General features: G+C 68.4%; 18 protein-coding genes and 1 pseudogene. 16 read left to right on the top strand and 3 right to left on the bottom strand.

The annotated features are described in order from the left end of the window. The 14 genes and pseudogenes from ABE485_RS29775 to ABE485_RS29710 all read left to right on the top strand — a co-directional run. Positions 1-335, top strand: a pseudogene (locus tag ABE485_RS29775) (AMP-binding protein); the annotation flags it as partial. Beyond that, positions 322-1,074, top strand: a complete 753-nt coding sequence (locus ABE485_RS29770) for a glycosyltransferase family 2 protein (RefSeq protein WP_346518857.1) — start codon at positions 322-324, stop codon at positions 1,072-1,074. The pseudogene ABE485_RS29775 and the gene ABE485_RS29770, both read left to right, overlap by 14 nt. After that, positions 1,071-1,994 (top strand): glycosyl transferase, encoded by a 924-nt coding sequence (locus ABE485_RS29765; protein ID WP_346518856.1) that lies wholly within the window; start codon positions 1,071-1,073, stop codon positions 1,992-1,994. Before ABE485_RS29770 ends, ABE485_RS29765 begins: the two co-directional genes overlap by 4 nt. Beyond that, positions 1,987-2,430: an acyl-CoA thioesterase gene (locus ABE485_RS29760; protein WP_346518855.1), complete on the top strand. Its 444-nt coding sequence runs from the start codon at positions 1,987-1,989 to the stop codon at positions 2,428-2,430. Before ABE485_RS29765 ends, ABE485_RS29760 begins: the two co-directional genes overlap by 8 nt. Then, on the top strand, positions 2,427-3,053 hold the full coding sequence (locus tag ABE485_RS29755) for an outer membrane lipoprotein carrier protein LolA (RefSeq protein WP_346518854.1): 627 nt from the start codon (positions 2,427-2,429) through the stop codon (positions 3,051-3,053). Before ABE485_RS29760 ends, ABE485_RS29755 begins: the two co-directional genes overlap by 4 nt. Continuing rightward, complete coding sequence (locus ABE485_RS29750; RefSeq protein ID WP_346518853.1) at positions 3,037-5,364, top strand: MMPL family transporter; 2,328 nt, start codon at positions 3,037-3,039, stop codon at positions 5,362-5,364. The genes ABE485_RS29755 and ABE485_RS29750 overlap by 17 nt, the downstream gene beginning before the upstream one ends. Before the next feature lie 42 nt (positions 5,365-5,406). Further along, a complete protein-coding gene (locus tag ABE485_RS29745; RefSeq protein ID WP_346518852.1) occupies positions 5,407-6,654 on the top strand; it encodes an NAD(P)/FAD-dependent oxidoreductase in 1,248 nt (415 codons plus the stop codon). Between the two features lie 10 nt (positions 6,655-6,664). Beyond that, positions 6,665-7,222, top strand: coding sequence for a hypothetical protein (locus ABE485_RS29740; RefSeq protein WP_346518851.1), 558 nt, complete (start codon positions 6,665-6,667; stop codon positions 7,220-7,222). Next, positions 7,219-8,418: a beta-ketoacyl-[acyl-carrier-protein] synthase family protein gene (locus tag ABE485_RS29735; RefSeq protein ID WP_346518850.1), complete on the top strand. Its 1,200-nt coding sequence runs from the start codon at positions 7,219-7,221 to the stop codon at positions 8,416-8,418. Before ABE485_RS29740 ends, ABE485_RS29735 begins: the two co-directional genes overlap by 4 nt. Beyond that, positions 8,415-8,870 carry a hotdog family protein gene (locus tag ABE485_RS29730; protein WP_346518849.1) on the top strand — a complete coding sequence of 152 codons (456 nt, stop codon included), beginning with the start codon at positions 8,415-8,417 and terminating at the stop codon, positions 8,868-8,870. Before ABE485_RS29735 ends, ABE485_RS29730 begins: the two co-directional genes overlap by 4 nt. Further along, positions 8,867-9,598 carry a 3-oxoacyl-ACP reductase FabG gene (gene fabG, locus ABE485_RS29725; protein WP_346518848.1) on the top strand — a complete coding sequence of 244 codons (732 nt, stop codon included), beginning with the start codon at positions 8,867-8,869 and terminating at the stop codon, positions 9,596-9,598. The genes ABE485_RS29730 and fabG overlap by 4 nt, the downstream gene beginning before the upstream one ends. Continuing rightward, on the top strand, positions 9,598-10,824 hold the full coding sequence (locus ABE485_RS29720; RefSeq protein WP_346518847.1) for a beta-ketoacyl-ACP synthase: 1,227 nt from the start codon (positions 9,598-9,600) through the stop codon (positions 10,822-10,824). The genes fabG and ABE485_RS29720 overlap by 1 nt, the downstream gene beginning before the upstream one ends. Positions 10,825-10,874: 50 nt before the next feature. Continuing rightward, positions 10,875-11,315, top strand: coding sequence for an excinuclease (locus tag ABE485_RS29715; RefSeq protein WP_346518846.1), 441 nt, complete (start codon positions 10,875-10,877; stop codon positions 11,313-11,315). 78 nt (positions 11,316-11,393) lie between these two features. After that, positions 11,394-11,855 carry a GatB/YqeY domain-containing protein gene (locus tag ABE485_RS29710; RefSeq protein ID WP_346518845.1) on the top strand — a complete coding sequence of 154 codons (462 nt, stop codon included), beginning with the start codon at positions 11,394-11,396 and terminating at the stop codon, positions 11,853-11,855. Positions 11,856-11,877: 22 nt separating this feature from the next. On the opposite strand, the gene dinB is transcribed toward ABE485_RS29710, so the two are convergent. Next, positions 11,878-12,975 (bottom strand): DNA polymerase IV, encoded by a 1,098-nt coding sequence (gene dinB, locus ABE485_RS29705; protein WP_346518844.1) that lies wholly within the window; start codon positions 12,973-12,975, stop codon positions 11,878-11,880. Positions 12,976-13,050: 75 nt separating this feature from the next. Between dinB and ABE485_RS29700 the strand changes: the two genes are divergently transcribed. Then, positions 13,051-13,473, top strand: a complete 423-nt coding sequence (locus ABE485_RS29700) for a PaaI family thioesterase (RefSeq protein WP_346518858.1) — start codon at positions 13,051-13,053, stop codon at positions 13,471-13,473. 3 nt (positions 13,474-13,476) lie between these two features. Here ABE485_RS29700 and ABE485_RS29695 read toward each other — a convergent pair whose 3' ends face one another. Next, positions 13,477-13,932, bottom strand: coding sequence for a BPTD_2524 family lipoprotein (locus tag ABE485_RS29695; RefSeq protein WP_346518843.1), 456 nt, complete (start codon positions 13,930-13,932; stop codon positions 13,477-13,479). Positions 13,933-14,137: 205 nt separating this feature from the next. Here ABE485_RS29695 and ABE485_RS29690 point away from each other — a divergent pair, with 205 nt between their 5' ends. Continuing rightward, entirely contained in the window at positions 14,138-16,054 is a 1,917-nt protein-coding gene (locus ABE485_RS29690; protein WP_346518842.1) for a S9 family peptidase, read from the top strand. Here ABE485_RS29690 and ABE485_RS29685 read toward each other — a convergent pair. Further along, positions 16,044-17,270: a GGDEF domain-containing protein gene (locus ABE485_RS29685; protein WP_346518841.1), complete on the bottom strand. Its 1,227-nt coding sequence runs from the start codon at positions 17,268-17,270 to the stop codon at positions 16,044-16,046. The two genes, ABE485_RS29690 and ABE485_RS29685, sit on opposite strands and share 11 nt — an antisense overlap. Positions 17,271-17,736 lie beyond the last annotated feature (466 nt).

The raw sequence follows: 17,736 nt of genomic DNA, 5'->3' as shown, positions 1-17,736 counted from the left end.
CGCCCGGGCTGCCGGAAAACGAGCGCCGCGACACGCTCGACATCCCGTATGACCTGGCCTATTTAAGCGGCCATTTCCCGGCAGCCCCTGTCGTGCCGGGCGTGGCGCAGATCAGCTGGGCCATGTCGCTGGCGCAGCGCGACCTGCATCCCGGGCTGCGCTTTGCCGGCATGGAGGCGCTGAAGTTCCAGCGTCTCTTGCGCCCCGGCGACACCGCGGCGCTGGCGCTGAAATGGGACTCGGCCAAGCAGAAGCTGTATTTCACGTTCACCGTGAATGGCGCCCCCTGCTCGTCGGGCCGCGTACTCCACGAGGTCGGCAATGGCTCCGCATAAGCTCTGCGCCGTCATTCCCGTCTACAACCATGGCGGCACGGTGGCTGCCGTGGTTGCGCAGCTTGCCGCGCAAGGCCTGCCCTGCGTGCTGGTCGACGACGGCTCCGCGCCTGACTGCGCCGCGGCGCTCGACGGCCTGGCCGCCCGCCCCGACACGCAGCTGGTGCGCCGCGGCGCCAACGGCGGAAAAGGCGCCGCTGTCCAGGACGGCCTGCGCGCAGCCGCGGCGCTCGGTTATACGCATGCGCTGCAGGTGGACGCCGACGGCCAGCACGCGTTGCAGGACGCCGCCGCATTCGCCGACCTTTCCCGCGCACAGCCGCGCACGCTCATCTGCGGCGCCCCCGTCTATGGCGACGACGTGCCGCGCAGCCGCCTCTACGGCCGCTGGCTGACCCGCATCTGGGTCTGGATCAACACGCTGTCGCTCGACATCCCCGACGCCATGTGCGGCTTTCGCGTCTATCCGCTGGCTGACGTGCTGCCGGTGATAAACGGCGCCCACGTCGGCAAGCGCATGGACTTCGACATTGCCGTCCTGGTCCGGCTGCACTGGCGCGGCGTGAAGATGACATGGTTGCCGACCCGGGTGGCCTACCCGGAAGGCGGCATCTCGCACTTCAAGGGCTTGCGCGACAACCTGCTGATCAGCCGCATGCACGCGCGGCTGTTCTTTGGCATGCTTGCCCGTTCGCCGGCGCTGCTGGGGCGCCGCCTGGTTCAATGGACACGCCCATGAACGCGCCGGAAAGCCATTGGGCCGGACAGCGGGAACGCGGCAGCCCCGCGTTGATGCGACTGACTGCCTGGGCGGCGCGCAAGCTGGGACGGCGCGCGGTCGCGCCCGTGGTCTGGCTGGTGGTGCTGTATTTCTATGCATTCGGGGGCCGCGCACGCCGCGCCATCGCGCAGTATCAGCGGCGGCTCGCCGGCTCCGGCGCACTCGCCGCGCCGTTGCCGCGCGCCTTCCCCGTGTACCGGCAGTACCTGGCCTTCGCGCGCGCCATGCTGGACAAGCTGGATGTCTGGCAGGGCAAGATCACCATGGCCAACCTGGACATCGCCGACCCTGACGGCCTGCATGCGCAAATGGGCCATGGCCGGGGGCAGATCCTGATTGGCTCGCATCTTGGAAACATCGAGATCTGCCGCGCGCTTGCCGAGCAGACCGGGGCGCTCAGGCTGAACGTGCTGGTCCACAGCAAGCACGCGGCCCACTTCAACCGACTGCTCAGCGAAGCTGGCGGCGGGCTGCGCATGATCCAGGTCAGCGAACTCGACGCTCCCGTCATGCTGGACCTGGCCCAGCGCCTTGAACGCGGCGAATGGCTGGCCATCGCCGGCGACCGCGTGCCGCTGCGCGGCGATCGCACCACGCCCGTGAACTTCCTGGGCGCCGCCGCCCTGCTGCCGCAAGGCCCCTGGCTGCTGGCGGGGCTGCTGCGCTGCCCGGTGAATCTGCTGTTCTGCACGCGCCACGGCGCTCGCTACCGCGTGTCGATGGAACGCCTCTCCGACGGCATCGAATGGACGCGGGCCACGCGCCAGGCGCGGATCGCCGACTGGACGCAGCGCTACGCCGACCGCCTTGCCGCGCAATGCCGCCTGGCGCCGCTGCAATGGTTCAACTTCTACCCTTTCTGGAAAGACGATGCGTAAACGCGGCGCCATCGGCGCGGAAGTCGAAATCCGCGTGCCCTTCTTCGACGTCGATTCAATCAACGTGGTGTGGCATGGCCATTATGTGAAGTACCTGGAACAGGCCCGCTGCGAGCTGCTGGACCAGATTGGCTACAACTACGACGCGATGCGCGCCAGCGGCTATGTCTGGCCGGTGATCGACCTGCATCTGCGCTATGCGCAACCGGCGCAGTTCGGGCAGAGGCTCGTGGTGCGCGCCGAACTGGTCGAATGGGAAAACCGGCTGAAGATCAACTACCTGATCCAGGATGCCGATACCGGCCAGCGGCTGACACGCGCCACGTCCGAACAAGTCGCGGTCTGCCTGACCAGCCGCGAAATGCAGCTGGTCTCGCCCGCCGCGTTCGTCGCCGCGGTCCAGCGCAAACTGCAAGCCCAGGAGCCCCGCTCATGATGCCGCTCTTCACGTCCCGCTGGCTGGCCCACCGCATCCTGCTTCTCCTGGCGCTGGCGGTGCTGCCCCTGAGCGCTCGCGCCTTCGACCTGAACGCCTTGCAGGAGCAACTGCGCGCCACGCCGATCGTGCGCGGCCAGTTCGTGCAACAGAAATTCCTGCGCTCGCTGCCCGCGCCCCTGACCAGCCGCGGCGACTTCACGCTGGCCGCGGGCAAGGGCCTGCTCTGGCTGCTGCGCACGCCCATCGCGCAGGACCTGCGCATCAATGCGGACGGAATCTCCCGCCGCGACGAGACTGGCGCCTGGAAGGCACTGCCCCAGCATACCGGCGCGGGCCGCGAGAACCAGCTGTTCCTGTCGGTGCTTGCCGGCGATACCCGCGGACTGCAGGAAAACTTCGACCTGGCCCTGACGGGTAAGTCAGAGGCCTGGCAACTGGTCCTGACGCCGCGTTCGGCGCTGTTGCGGCAGATTTTCGACAATATCCAGATCAACGGCGGCAAGCTGGTCGACCGCATCGAACTGCGCGAAACCCAAGGCGACCGCAGCGTCCTGCAGATGACCGGCGCGGTCGCCGCCGACGCCCTGACTCCAGAGGAAGCGCGTGCATTCGCCGATTGAACGCTGGCTGCCCCGGCTGTTCAAGCTGGGGCTGCTGCTGGTGCTGCTCGCTGGCGCCTGGCAATGCCGCAATGGCTGGCCGGTGTCGGCCAACCTGATGGAGCTGGTGCCGCAAGCCGCCAGCGATGCCACGCGCCAACTGGCCGAGGCCCGCATCCAGGAGCCGCTGTCGCGCCAGATCATTGCGCTGGTCGCCGCGCGCCCCGGCGCGGACACGGCGCAGCCGGCGCGCCAGCTGGCCGAGCGCTGGACCGGCAGCGGCCTGTTCTCGCTGGTGCAGGTGGAACTGAACGCCGACCTGGCGGCCATGCGCACGCAGCTGCTCGCCGGCCGCCTGGCCATGCTGCCCTTGGCCGACCGGCAGCAGCTCGACACGGATCCGGCCGCGTTCGCCCAGCGCCGCGCCCGTGAACTGACCGATCCGTTCTCCTCGTCGGGACTGGTCCCCGCGGACCAGGACTGGCTGGGACTCACGCGGCGCGCGGAACAGGCGCTGCGTCCCGGCGGCCTCGTGCAGTACGACATGGGCTCGGGCACGCTGCAGGCCGAACAGAACGGCCGGCGCTGGGTGCTGGTCCGCGCCGAGACCCGCGGCGACGCCTTCGACGCCGAAGCGCCGCAACGCATCGCGGCGCAGATCGCTCAGGACCGCCAGGCCCTGGCGCAAGACGGCGCCGACCTGCTGGTGGCGGGAGGCCCTCTTTATGCGGCCGCCGGCAAGGCGCAAGCCGTGGCGGAAAGCGGCTGGATCGGCACGGGCGCCACGGTCGGGATCGTGCTGGTCCTCCTCTTGGCGCTGCGGCGCTGGCGGGCGCTGCTGGCGTTCGTCCCGGTGGCCGTGGGACTTCTGACCGGCGCGGTCGCCTGCGTGGCCGTGTTCGGCTCCATCCATGTCCTCACGCTGGTGATCGGCGCCAGCCTGATCGGCGTGGCCGTCGACTTCCCCATGCACTGGCTCGGCAAAAGCTACGGCATTGCCGACTGGCAGGCCTGGCCGGCGCTGCGCCGCGTGCTGCCGGGCCTGACCATCAGCCTGGCCGCCAGTCTGGTCGGCTATGTCGCGCTGGCGTTCACGCCCTTTCCCGCCCTGACCCAGACCGCCGTGTTTTCGGCGGCCGGGCTGTTGGGAGCCTATGCCTGCACCGTGTGCCAGCTTCCGGCGTGGATGCGAGGCTGGCAGCCCCGTCCCTGGCAACCCTTGCTCGGCTTTGCCCGCGCCGCGCTGAAGGCGCGCGAACGCCTGGCCGGACGCCGCGCCGTCTTGTGGCTCGGGGCGATCGCCGTGACGGCCGCCACCGCGGGCGGCATTGCCCGCCTGAGCATCCAGGACGACCTGCGCCAATGGCTCAGCCTGCCGGCCCCGCTAGTGCAGCAGGCAAAGCAGATCGGCGAAATCACCGGATTCATGCCGACCAGCCAGTTCTTCCTGGTGCGCGCCCCGGATGCCGACGAACTGCTGCGGCGCCAGGCGCTGGTCTCCCAGCGCCTGGATGCGCTGGTCAAGGACGGCGCCCTGGCCGGCTACAACTCGCTGAGCCAGCTCGTGTCGCCCGCCGCGGACCAGCGTGCGCTGGGCGAACGCCTGGCCTCGCTGGCCGACCAGCCGCAGCTCTGGAAGCCGATGACGGACCTCGGCATTCCCTACGCCGCCTTGCAGCAAGAGCTGCGGTCGCTGGCCGCGCTGCCCGTGGTCACCATAGATGGCGCGCTGCATGGCCCGCAGGCGGAACGCTGGCGCGGACAGTGGCTGGGCAAGCATGGCGGCGAAGTCGCGGGAATGATCACGCTGCTGGGTCTGCGCGACGCGGCGACGCTGGCATCGATCGCCCAGGCCGCGCCCGGCGTGAGCCTGGTCGACCGCAGCGGGGAACTGAACCGGATGTTCGCCGCGACGCGGATCGAAGCGGCCGAACTCAAGCTCCTGTCGTACGTGGCGGCCGCCGCGCTTCTGCTTCTGACCCTGGGCAAGGCCGCCACCTGGCGCATTCTGGCGGTGCCGCTCGCGGCAACCGCCTGCAGCGTGGCCGCGCTGGGCTACCTGGGACAGCCGCTGACGCTCTTCAGCCTCTTCGGATTGCTGCTGGTGTCGGCCATCGGCGTGGACTACGCCATCTTCATGTACGAACGGGTGGCGGGCGCGGCCGCCAGTCTCGTCGGAATCCTTCTGGGCGCGGCCACCACGCTGCTGTCCTTCGGACTGCTGGCCGTCAGCCAGACGCCGGCCATTGCCAACTTCGGACTGGCCGTGGCGCTCGGCGTGGCGTTCTCGGTGCTGTGGGCCCCGTGGATCCGGCCGCCGCGCGCGCACTGACGTCCCCTCCTCTTTCATCAACGCATCATGGAAACATCCAGCATGGAACATCGGGAAGTTGTGGTCATCGGGGCAGGTCCCGCCGGCGCGGTCGCCGCAGCCCTGCTCAAACGGCAGGGGCACGACGTCCTGATGCTGGAGCGCCAGCAGTTCCCGCGTTTCTCCATCGGTGAAAGCCTGCTGGCGCATTGCCTGGAGTACGTCGAACAGGCCGGCATGATGCCCGCCGTCGAGGCCGCGGGCTTCCAGGTCAAAAACGGCGCGGCGTTCGCCTGCGGCGACGCCTACACGTACTTCGACTTCCGCGACAAGTTCACCCCCGGCCCGGGCACCACCTTCCAGGTGCAGCGCGCCCACTTCGACAAGGTGCTCGCGGACGATGCCGCCCGCCAGGGCGTCGAGGTGCGCTATCAGCAGGAGGTCACCGCCGCCGACTTCGGCGGCGCCGCTCCCCTGCTGGACGTGCGCCGCGCGGACGGAAGCCGCTACCAGGTGACGAGCCGATTCGTGCTGGACGCCAGCGGCTACGGCCGCGTGCTGGCCCGGCTGCTGGACCTGGAACGCCCGTCCTCGATGCCGCCGCGCAAGGCAATCTTCACCCACATCGAAGACCGCATCGACGATCCCGGCTTCGATCGCGAGAAGATCCTGATCACCGTGCACCCCGAACAACGCGGAATCTGGTACTGGCTGATTCCGTTCTCCAATGGCCGCTGCTCGTTCGGCGTGGTCGGCGGCGAAGACCTGTTCGGTGGACCGGACCAGGACCTGATGACCACCCTGCGCGCCATGGCGGACGCCGCGCCCAACCTGAAGCGGGTCCTGAAGAACGCGGTGTGGGACACGCCGGCCAACACCATCGGCGGCTACTCCGCCAGCGTGACCCGCCTGCACGGCCCGGGCTACGCCTTGCTGGGCAACGCCGCGGAATTCCTGGACCCGGTGTTCTCGTCGGGCGTCACCATCGCGCTGCGGTCGTCCAAGCTGGCCGCCGACGCGCTGCACCGCCAACTGAACGGCGAATGGGTCGACTGGCAAGCCGAATTTGCCGATCCCCTGATGGTGGGCGTGGAAACCTTCCGCGCGTACGTCCAGGGCTGGTATAGCGGCGAATTCCAGGATGTCGTGTTCTACCAGAACGCGCAGCCGGAGATCCGCCGCATGATCAGCTCCATCCTGGCCGGCTACGCCTGGGACGCCTCCAACCCGTTCGTCGCCAACCCGCAGCGCCGTTTGCGCATGCTGAGCGAACTGTGCCGGGCCGGCGAAAAGCTGGCGCAGCCCGCCTGACGGTATTGCCATGATTGCAGCCCCGCGTTCCCTCCTCTCCGCCTGGCGCTCCCTGGCGATGGCGCTGGCCTTCGCGCTGTTGGCCGGCTGCGCGGGCGCCCCGCCCGTCCCCGCGCGCACCGCCGGCTTCTCCCTGCCGCGCCAGCTGCATGTCGTCCAGACGGCGCCCGGCCAACCCTCCCTGGACATGATGCTGGTGGTCCAGCGCGAAGGCGCGGCCTTGCGCTGGTCCCTGTTCGACCCGATGGGCGTGCCGCAGGCGCGGCAAATGCTGGAACAGGGGCAGTGGCGCAATGACGGGTTCCTGAGGCCCAACGCGCAGGCGCGCGATCTCTTCGCCGCGCTGATGTTCGCCTGGACCCCTGAAGCGGAACTGGACGCCGCCTACGGCGCCGGCGCCTGGCGCGCGGGCCATCCGGCCGACGGCGCCGTCCAGCGCGAATTCCTGAAGCAGGGCCGCGCCCTGTGGACCATCCGCTGGTCCGCGGATGCGCCGGCCGCGGACTTTTCCATTCAGACCGCAGAAGGCGTGACATGGCGGATCGCCCCCTTGAAGGAGCAACCATGACAAGCTGGCTGAGCACGCCCGGCGTCGTGTGTGCGCTCGGAACCGGCGTCGATGCCGTGGCGCGGGCCGCCTTCCTGGGCGACACCGCGGGCATGCGCGCGCGGGAGGGCTGGGTCGAGGGCCGGGCGCTCACGCTGGGCGCCTATGCCGGCGCGCTGCCCGAGCTGCCCGCCGACCTCGCCACGCACCATCGCAGCCGGAACAACCAGCTGCTGCTGGCGGCCGCCGTCCAGATCGAGGACCGGCTGCGCACCGCCGTGGCCCGCTACGGCGCCGGCCGCGTGGCCGTGGTGATAGGCACCAGCACGTCAGGCGTGAACGACAATGCGCCCGCCTTCCGCCACTTGAAGGCGCAAGGCGCCTGGCCTGACACCTACGATTACCGCAGGCAGGCGCTCTCGTCCCCTGCCGCGTTCCTGGCTGACTGGCTGGGCGCGGCAGGCCCGGCATATACGCTGTCGACCGCCTGCACCTCCAGCGCGCGCGCCCTCCTGTCCGCCCGCCGGCTGCTGGAACTGGGCGTGTGCGACGCGGTGGTCTGCGGCGGCGCGGACACGCTCTGCCGCCTGACCATCAACGGCTTCGCCACACTGGAAGCGGTCGACGATGCGCTGTGCGCGCCGTTTTCGGTGAACCGCCGCGGCATCAATATCGGCGAGGCCGGTGTGCTGTTCCTGATGGAACGCGCGCCGGCGGATGCTGACGCCGTGGCCTTGCTGGGCGGCGGGGCCAGTTCCGACGCCTGGCACATGTCCGCGCCCGACCCGACCGGCGAAGGCGCCCGCCAGGCCATGCTGGCCGCCCTGAAGTCGGCCGGCGTCGACGCCGCCAGCATCGGCTGGCTGAACCTGCACGGCACCGGCACGCAGCACAACGACGCCATGGAAAGCCACGCCACGCATGCCGTGTTTCCGCAAGGCGTGCCTTGCGCATCGACCAAGGCGCTCACGGGACACACGCTGGGCGCCGCCGGCGCCCTCGAAGCGGTGCTGGCGTGGATCACTCTGTCGAACTCGAATGCCAGCGGCGCGCTCATGCCCCACGTGTGGGATGGCCAGGCAGACCCCTCCCTGCCCGCCCTGGAATTCAGCACCCCCGGCCACCGCTACGCGCTGGGCCGGCAACGGCTGGCAATGAGCAATTCGTTCGCCTTCGGCGGCAACAACGCCAGCCTGGTTTTCGGAGGTCAGCCATGATGCCCTGGCCCATCGCCAGCCTGCTGCCGCACGCAGGCGACATGATCCTGCTCGACGGCGTCAGCCGCTACGACGCCGACAGCCTCACCGCCCACGCCGTCGTCCGGCCGGGGCCCTATTCGCAGCCCGACGGCTCCCTGCCGCCCTGGCTGGGCATGGAACTCATGGCGCAGGCCGTGGGGGCCTGGGCGGGCTGCCAGGCGCGGCAGGCGCACGAAGACGTGAAGCTGGGCTTCCTGCTCGGCACGCGCCGCTATGAATGCCATGTCGGCTCGCTGCCGGCAGGCGCCGCCCTCACCATCCATGTCGAGCGCGGCCTGATCGACGCCAGCGGCATGAGCGTCTTCGAATGCGAACTGCGCGACGAGACCCGCTTGCTGGCCCACGCCAGGCTGAATGTCTATCAGCCCCGCGACCCACAAATCCTTATGCAGGAAGAGGCACCCGAATGAGCGCCGCCCCCATACTCGTTACCGGCTCGAGCCGCGGCATAGGCCGCGCGATCGCGCTGGCGCTGGCCGACGCCGGCCATGACCTGGTGCTGCACTGCCGCCAGCAGCGCGCGCAGGCCGAAGCCGTCCAGGCCGAAGTCCAGGCCCGAGGCCGACAGGCCCGCGTCCTGCAGTTCGACGTGGCCGACCGGGCCCGGTGCGCCGCCGCCCTGCAGGCGGACATCGACGCGCATGGCGCCTACTACGGCGTTGTCCTGAACGCCGGACTGACGCGCGACGGCGCATTTCCGGCGCTCTCCGGCGACGACTGGGACCAGGTGCTGCGCACCAACCTGGACGGCTTCTACAACGTGCTCAGCCCCCTGGCCATGCCCATGATCCGGCGCCGCGCCGCCGGACGCGTGGTCTGCATGGCGTCGGTTTCCGGCCTGATCGGAAACCGCGGGCAGGTCAACTACAGCGCCTCGAAGGCGGGTCTGATCGGCGCGGCGAAAGCGCTCGCGGTCGAGCTCGCCAAGCGCCAGATCACCGTGAACTGCGTCGCGCCCGGACTGATCGACACCGACATGATCGATGAGCACGTGCCGGTGGAGGAAATTCTGAAAGCCGTGCCGGCGCAGCGCATGGGCCGCCCCGAAGAGGTGGCCGCGACGGTCGTATTCCTGATGTCGCCGGGCGCCGCGTATATCACGCGCCAGGTCATCGCCGTGAACGGAGGTCTTTGTTGATGAAGCGGGTCGTCATTACCGGCATGGCCGGCATCAGTGCGCTGGGAGCGGAATGGAACGCCATCCAGCAGGCGTTTCAATCCGGCCGCAGCGCGATCCGCGTCATGCCTGACTGGTCGCGCTACACGGAACTGAACACCCGCCTGGGCGGGCCCGTCGAGGATTTCCACGCCCCGGCGCACTGGACGCGCAAGCAGCTGCGCAGCATGGGGCGGGTATCGCAACTGGCGGTGCGCGCCGCCGAACTTGCCCTGGAGGACGCCGGGCTGCTCGAGGACCGCAGCATCACCGACGGACGCATGGGCGTGGCGTGCGGGTCGTCCGTCGGCAGCACCGCGGAAATCCGGGCCTTCGGCAACATGCTGCTCAACGGGGTCACGGATGACCTGAACGCCAATTCCTATGTGCGCATGATGCCGCACACCACCGCGGCCAACATCGGCATCTTCTTCGAACTGAAGGGCCGGATCATCCCGACGTCCAGCGCGTGCACGTCGGGAAGCCAGGGCATCGGCTATGCGTACGAAGCGATCCGCTACGGCCGCCAGGAACTGATGCTGGCCGGCGGCGCGGAAGAACTGTGCCCCAGCGAAGCGCTGGTGTTCGACGCGCTGTACGCGACCAGCCAGAAGAACGATACGCCCGAACTCACGCCGCGCCCCTACGACCGGGACCGCGACGGGCTGGTGATCGGCGAAGGCAGCGGCATGCTGGTGCTCGAATCCCTGGAGCATGCACAGGCCCGGGGCGCCCGCATCCTCGCCGAAATCGTCGGCTTCGGCAGCAACTCGGACGGCACGCACATCACGCGGCCGGAAGCCGCCACGATGCGCATCGCGATGGAAATGGCGCTGGCCGACGCGGGCCTGGCGCCCGAGGCCATCGGATACGTGAACGGCCATGGCACCGCGACCGAGCAAGGCGACGTGGCGGAAACCCAGGCCACCTCGCGCCTGTTTGGCAGCCGCATGCCCATCAGCTCGCAGAAAAGCTACCTCGGCCATACGCTGGGCGCCTGCGGCGCGCTGGAATCCTGGTTCAGCATCGAAATGCTCAGGAGCGACTGGTATGCGCCCACGCTGAACCTGCAGAACGTCGACCCACTGTGCGGTGAACTCGATTACCTGGCCGGCGACGGCAGGCGCATGAGCAACGAATACGTCATGAACAACAACTTCGCCTTCGGCGGCATCAACACGTCGCTGATTTTCCGGCGCTGGCCTTGACGCCCGCGCGCCCGGCCGCCGCTTCACTCCCCCACTCAGGAACCCATGTCATGAACTTCCAAAGCAAGTTGTCCGCAGCGCTGGTCCTGCCGTTTGTCCTGACGGCGCCTGTCCTGGCCGCGGACCGCACGGTCCATCTCCCGATCCAGCCCGTGATCGAAGCCGCCCAGGCGGCCGGCAAGATCGACGGCAGCGTGAAGTTCTACCTGGCCGGCACGGGCCCCAGGGGCAAGGTGGTGGAGGCCGGCGTGGTCACCAACCGCAAGACGAACGCGTTCGCCAAGAAGGATGAAGAGGCCTGCGCATGGGTGGCGCAGTCCGCCGTGATCGCCCTGCACGAGGCCGCCAAGAAGGCCGGCGCCAATGCCGTCACCAATATCGTCAGCTACTACCGCAAGAACGAATACCGCAACGCCACCATGTACGAATGCCACGCCGGCGCCATGGTCGCGGGCGTCGCCCTGAAAGGCGACCTCGCCACGGTGAAGTAAGGCCGGCGCGGGGCGCGCCCCGTCCGTCCCGGCCCGGTTTACACTTCCTGTTTATCGCAACACCACAAAGGTTTCCCCATGAGCACTGCTACGCTCAAGACCCGCCTGTCCGACTCCGTCAAGGACGCGATGCGCGCCAAGGCCGCCGAGCGCCTGGCCACGCTGCGCTTCCTGCTGGCCGCCGTCAAGCAGAAGGAAGTGGACGAGCGCCGCGACCTGTCCGACGCCGAAATCACCGCCATCATCGAAAAGCAGGTCAAGCAGCGCCGCGAATCCATCGCCGCGTTCGAGCAGGCCGGCCGCACGGAAACCGCCGAGCAGGAAAAAGCGGAACTGGTGGTGCTGCAGGAATTCCTGCCGCAGGCCGCCACGCCCGAGGAAGTGTCCGCCGCCATCGACGCCGCCCTGGCTGAAGTGGCCGCGCAGGGCGTGACCGGCGCGCCCGCCATGGGCAAGGTCATGGCCATCCTCAAGCAGGGCCTGGCCGGCCGCGCCGACATGACGGCGCTGTCGCAGCAAGTGAAGGCGCGCCTGGCCTGAAAGAAGGGGCCTCGCGGGGCCCCTAGAACGCGCCGCCGAACAGATCGGGCTGGCGCGACTGCTCCGCGGGGTCGGCAAAATTGCTCATCCCCACGCCGGCCAGCCGGTACAGCGTCTCGGGTGGCAATTCCACGCGTTCGCACAGCAGCCTTGCCAGGGCCGCCAGTTCCGCCGCCGACGCGGGGGGATTGGCGCTGGTCTGGCTGCGCGTCAGGATGCGGAACCGGTCGGTCTTCAGCTTGAGCACCACCGTGCGTCCCAGGGCGCCCTTCTTCAGCGCCTGATCCCACACCTTTTCCGCCATGCGGTCGATGGCGTCGCCCACCGCATCCAGCCGCACATCCTGCGAAAACGTGGTTTCCGCCGACACCTGCTGCAGCGGCTGGTCGGGCTGCACCTCGCGCTCGTCGATGCCGCGCGCCAGTTCGTACAGCCGGCGGCCGTAGCGGCCGAAATAATGCTCCAGCTCCTGGGCGCTGTGCGTGGCCAGGTCGCCCACCGTCTGGATGCCCAGCTGCTCCAGGCGCGCCTGCGTCACCTTGCCCACGCCCGGCACCTTGCGCACCGGCAAGGGTTCCAGGAAGGCCAGCACCTTGTTGGGACGAACCACGAACAGGCCGTCCGGCTTGTTCCAGTCGGACGCGATCTTGGCCAGGAACTTGTTGGGCGCCACGCCCGCCGACGCGGTCAGGCCGGTTTCCTCGCGGATCTGCTGGCGGATGACCTGGGCCACCTCGGTCGCCGAGGGCAGCCCGTTTTTGTTGACCGTGACGTCCAGGTAGGCCTCGTCCAGCGACAGGGGTTCGATCAGGTCGGTATGGCGAGCGAAAATCTGCCGGACCTGGCGCGACACGTCGCGGTAGCGGTTGAAATCGGGCGGAACGTAAATGGCGTGCGGACAGAGGCGCTCGGCCTTGATGGCCGACATGGCGGAATGGATGCCGAAGCGCCGCGCCTCATACGAGGCCGCGCACACGACCGAGCGCGGGCCGGTCCAGGCGACGACCACCGGCTTGCCGCGCAATTCCGGGTTGTCCCGCTGTTCAACGGACGCGTAGAAGGCGTCCATGTCGACATGGACGATCTTGCGCGGGGAATGCGACGTCTGCTGCCCCGTCATGGCCTCGATTCCATGGCAAAAGCATATATTATGACCGGCGACAACCCGCTATCCATTCCCGCCCACAACGGTTCCATGACTGCACCCGCATCCCACCAAACCGACTATTTCGGCCTGACCATTCCTTTCATGCAGTTCATCGGCCTGGTGCCCGAGAGCATCGCCCCGGCCTATGCCCGCACCACGCTGCCCTGGCGCCAGGACCTGACCAACAGCCGCGGCGACGTCCATGGCGGCACGCTGATGAGCGTCCTGGATTTCACGCTGAGCGCCGCCGCGCGCGGTTCGGCGGACGCCACCGAGGGCATGGCCACCATCGACATGAACACCACGTTCCTGTCGCCCGGCACGGGCGACCTGGTCATCGAGGCGCGCTGCCTGCGCCGCGGCGCGTCAATCGCTTTCTGTGAAGGCGACATCCGGCGCGCCGATGGCGAACTGGTGGCGCGCGCCACCGCCACCTTCAAGATCATCCGCCGCCGTCCGGGCGGCGATTGATCCCTACCGGGGCAAGTCGCGCGACGGCTTGACGGGCGGGCGCGGATCCAGCGGCATGTACGTGCTGCACGACACCAGTCCGTAGTAGACGGCATCCTGCATGGCGCGCATGGCGGCGGCGTCCCACGTGCCCTTACCCCACATGACGATCCGCACGTCCGTGGTCTTGGGGCCGGCGGCCTTCAGGTCGACGCGCGACATCTCGTTGTCGGAATAAGGCGCCAAGACCCGCACCACGCCGGACTGCGTGCTTTCGTTCAGGTCGGGGACGACGCGGTAGGCGTTGTCGGTGCTGCGCAGGCACGCGTTGGATTGGCGGATGACCGCGTCGAAGGCGTCCTTGAACGCCACCGGCGCCTTGAATTCGCTGTGCGGCGACGACCCGTCCTGCGAGATGCCAATCGAGCAGCCCGCCAGGCCCAGGGCCAGCGCCGATGCCGCGACCAGATTCCTGTACATGTAAATCTCCAGATGAATAGCCGCGATTATCCCGCAAACGGCCACACGGCATAAGTGGGGCGGGTTCGACACCCGTCGCGCGGCTATGGCATTATCGACGAGCCGCCGGGACTTGCCCGCCAGGCCGCCGCCACGAGCAGGCGCCCTCGCCGCACCGTCCCGCGCGCGCCCATCGCAACGCGGATCGACATCACGGAGGTTTCCCTTGTTCTCATTCCTGCGCACCGTCCTGGCAGCCGGCATCGTCGGCGCCACCCTGGGTGCCTGCGCCACGCAGCCGCCTCCCCGCGCCTACCCCCTGAAAGACTTCTTCCGCAATCCCGAGCGCGGCTACTTCCGGCTCTCGGACGACGGCCAGACGCTGGCCTTCATGCAGCCCACCAGCGTGGACGGCAATCCCGCCCGCATGAACATCTACGTTCAGCCCCTGCAGGGCAGCCAGCTCGTCGGTGAACCCCGCCAGCTCACCAGCGAAACCGCGCGCGACATCAGCGCCTACTTCTGGAAGGGCGCCGACGTGGTGCTGTACCAGAAGGACTTCGGCGGCGACGAGAACTACCACGTGCTGGCCGTCAACGCCAAGACGGGCAAGATCACCGACCTGACGCCCTACGAGGGCGTGCGCGCAGGGATCGAGGACGACCTGGAAGACGATCCCGACCACGTCCTCATCAGCCACAACCAGCGCGACCCCGAAGTCTTCGACGTCTACCGCGTCAACGTCCACACCGGCGCGGCCGTGCTGGTGGCGCAGAATCCGGGCAACATCGTCGGCTGGCAGACCGACCACGCGGGCAAGGTGCGCGCCGCCGTCGCCAGCGACGGACTGAACACCACCCTGCTCTACCGCGACGACGAAGCCTCCGAATTCCGGCCGCTCATCACCACCGACTACCGCACCAGCGTCAGCCCCGCCTTCTTCACGTTCGACGACAGGAAGTTCTACGCGCTGAGCAACCGCGGCCGCGACAAGCTGTCGCTGGTCATCATCGACCCCGCCAATCCCGACGCCGAGGAAGTCATCTTCACGCCCGACGCCGTCGACCTGGACGGCGCGGCGTTCTCGCGCAAGCGTCGCGTGCTGACCGTGGCGTCTTACCAGACCGACAAACCGCAATACAAGTTCTTCGACGCGGAAACCGAGGCCCTGCACAAGACTCTCGCCAAGCGCCTCGCCGGCTACGACGTCGTCATCCAGGGGGGCAACCGCGACGAAAACAAGTTCATCGTGGCCGCGTACAACGACCGCACGCCGGGCTCGCGCTACATCTATGACGCCACGGCCGACACGCTGACCAAGCTGGCCGACCTGAATCCGGCCATCCCCGAGGCCGACATGTCGCGGGTGCAGCCCATCAGCTATCAGAGCCGCGACGGCCGGACCATCCACGGCTACCTGACGCTGCCGGCCGGCCGCGACCCGAAGAACCTCGCCTGCATCGTGAACCCGCACGGCGGCCCCTGGGCCCGCGACGGATGGGGCTACAACCCCGAAGTGCAGTTCCTGGCCAACCGCGGCTTCTGCGTGCTGCAGATGAACTTCCGCGGGTCAACGGGCTACGGCCGGGACTTCTGGGAGGCCGGCTTCGGGCAATGGGGCCTGAAGATGCAGGACGACATCACGGACGGCGTGCAATGGCTGGTGCAGCAAGGCATCGCCGATCCCAAGCGCATCGGCATCTACGGCGCCAGCTATGGCGGCTACGCCACGCTGGCCGGGGTCGCGTTCACGCCGGACCTGTACGCGGCGGCGGTCGATTACGTGGGCGTGTCGAACCTGTTCACGTTCATGAAGTCCATCCCGCCGTACTGGAAGCCGATGCTGGACAAGATGCAGGACATGGTGGGCGACCCCGAGCGCGACCGCGACCGCCTCGCCGCGACCTCGCCGGCGCTGCACGCGGACAAGATCAAGACGCCGCTGTTCGTGGCGCAGGGCGCCAAGGATCCCCGCGTCAACAAGGACGAGAGCGACCAGATGGTCTCGGCGCTCAAGGCCCGCGGCATCGACGTGGAATACATGGTCAAGGACAACGAGGGCCACGGCTTCCACAACGACGAGAACAAGTTCGAGTTCTACGAGGCCATGGAAAAGTTCCTGACGGAACACCTCAAGCCGTAGTGCCCGCCGTTTCCTCCAGGGCCACCGGGGCGGCGGCGTGGTCGCTGCCCTGGCGCGCCGCGCCGCGGCCGCTCCAGGCCATTTCCACGCGGTCTCGTCCCAGCGCCTTGGCCTGATAGAGCGCCACGTCGGCCCGGGCGAGGATCACGTCGGCGGAGTCGCCAACCTGATACGAGGCCAGGCCGCCGCTGGTGGTCATGCGCACTTCCAGCCCCTGCAGATACAGGGGCGTGTCGCGCAAGGCGTCGCAGACGCGCTGCGCCTGCACCAGCGCGCGGGCCGGATCGCAGTCGTACATCAGCAGGACGAACTCCTCGCCGCCCAGCCGGCCGAAGCGGTCGCTGGAACGCACCGCGTTCTGCACCACGCGCGAGAAGTGGCGCAGCGCCGTATCACCCGCCGCATGGCCATAGCGGTCGTTGATCGACTTGAAATGGTCGATGTCCAGCACCAGCACCGCGAGTTTGCCGCCGGTGCGCTCGCAACGCTGGAGCTCGTGCTCCAGCTCGTCCAGGATGCTGCGCCGCGAATACGCCTGGGTCAGGCTGTCGAAGGTCAGCGCGGCCTGCATCTTTTCGGCCTGCAGGGTCTGGATGAGCAGCAGCAGCGCCAGGAACAGCGCCGGCACCGTGACCGATCCGCAGACGATGAAGAACAGGCCCCAGCGCGACGGCTGCAGCAAGGACATGGGCGGTTCCAGCCCGGCCCCATAGACGAACAGGCGCAGCGCGTGCAATCCCACCAGGCCAAGCAGCGCCAGCATCACGTACAGCACCACGCCGGCGGTCTGGATCCGCTTGCGCTGCTGGAAAACGACCACCGCCGTCGCCGCCATCAGCACACAGGTATAGGCCGAAAACAGCAGCATGCGGCCGAGAAGGCTGTCGTTGCGGTACAGCAGCAGCGCAAATGCCAGCGTGCAAAGCGCGCAGAGGACCGCGATGCGCATGATGTGGGGACGCAGCTTGAAGAACTGCCGCACGCCGACGTAGACCAGCGCGGCCGAAAAGGCCCAGGCAGCGTTCGACACCATCACATAGGCGGCGGGCGGGATGATCTCGGCCGACGCGTACGCCAGCATGGACAGCACGGCCAGCGCGTTCGCCGCCGTGAACGCGGGCACACCCTCCACGCCGCGGGCGTGGAATGGCAGCAGCAGCGGCAGCGCAAGCGCCGTGGCCAGCCCCCACATGAGGAAAAACAAAGAAGTCGTCATGGTTTATGCCGGCCCGGGCCTTATGGACCTGGGCCTTTGTAGGATTTGCACTGGGTTCGCACTAGAAAACGCGTTACACGCAAGCATTTTTGATGCTTTTTGTTACCAGAACGACGAAAAGAACTTCCGGCGCGTGCGCCCATTCGGGCGCCGCGCGTCTGTTCGTCATGAACCTTTACTGCCCGCGCCAAGACGATTGCACGGCATGCGACAAAGAATACGCCAAGGCCGGCTCATAGTGATGACCACTTTGCAGTAATTGACAGTCATTACGCGCGAAAACTCATAAAGTTCACCCCGTCGACGGCGCCGCAGAGCGCCGCGATCACGCCCCACGGGCGTGGCGCGTACTAGCCATGCACTCCCGCTAGCGCGAGTGCGAAGGTCCCCGCAGCGGGCGCCGCGCAGGCCCCAAAACCAAACGTCCAGTCCCGTGTCACGGGCGCCTTTTGCGCGCCAGCGGCCG

This window comes from Achromobacter spanius (assembly GCF_039673305.1).
GTDB lineage: Bacteria > Pseudomonadota > Gammaproteobacteria > Burkholderiales > Burkholderiaceae_B > Achromobacter > Achromobacter spanius_F.
Note: the sequence above shows the minus strand (reverse complement) of the source record. Positions and strands in the feature narration are given on the sequence as shown.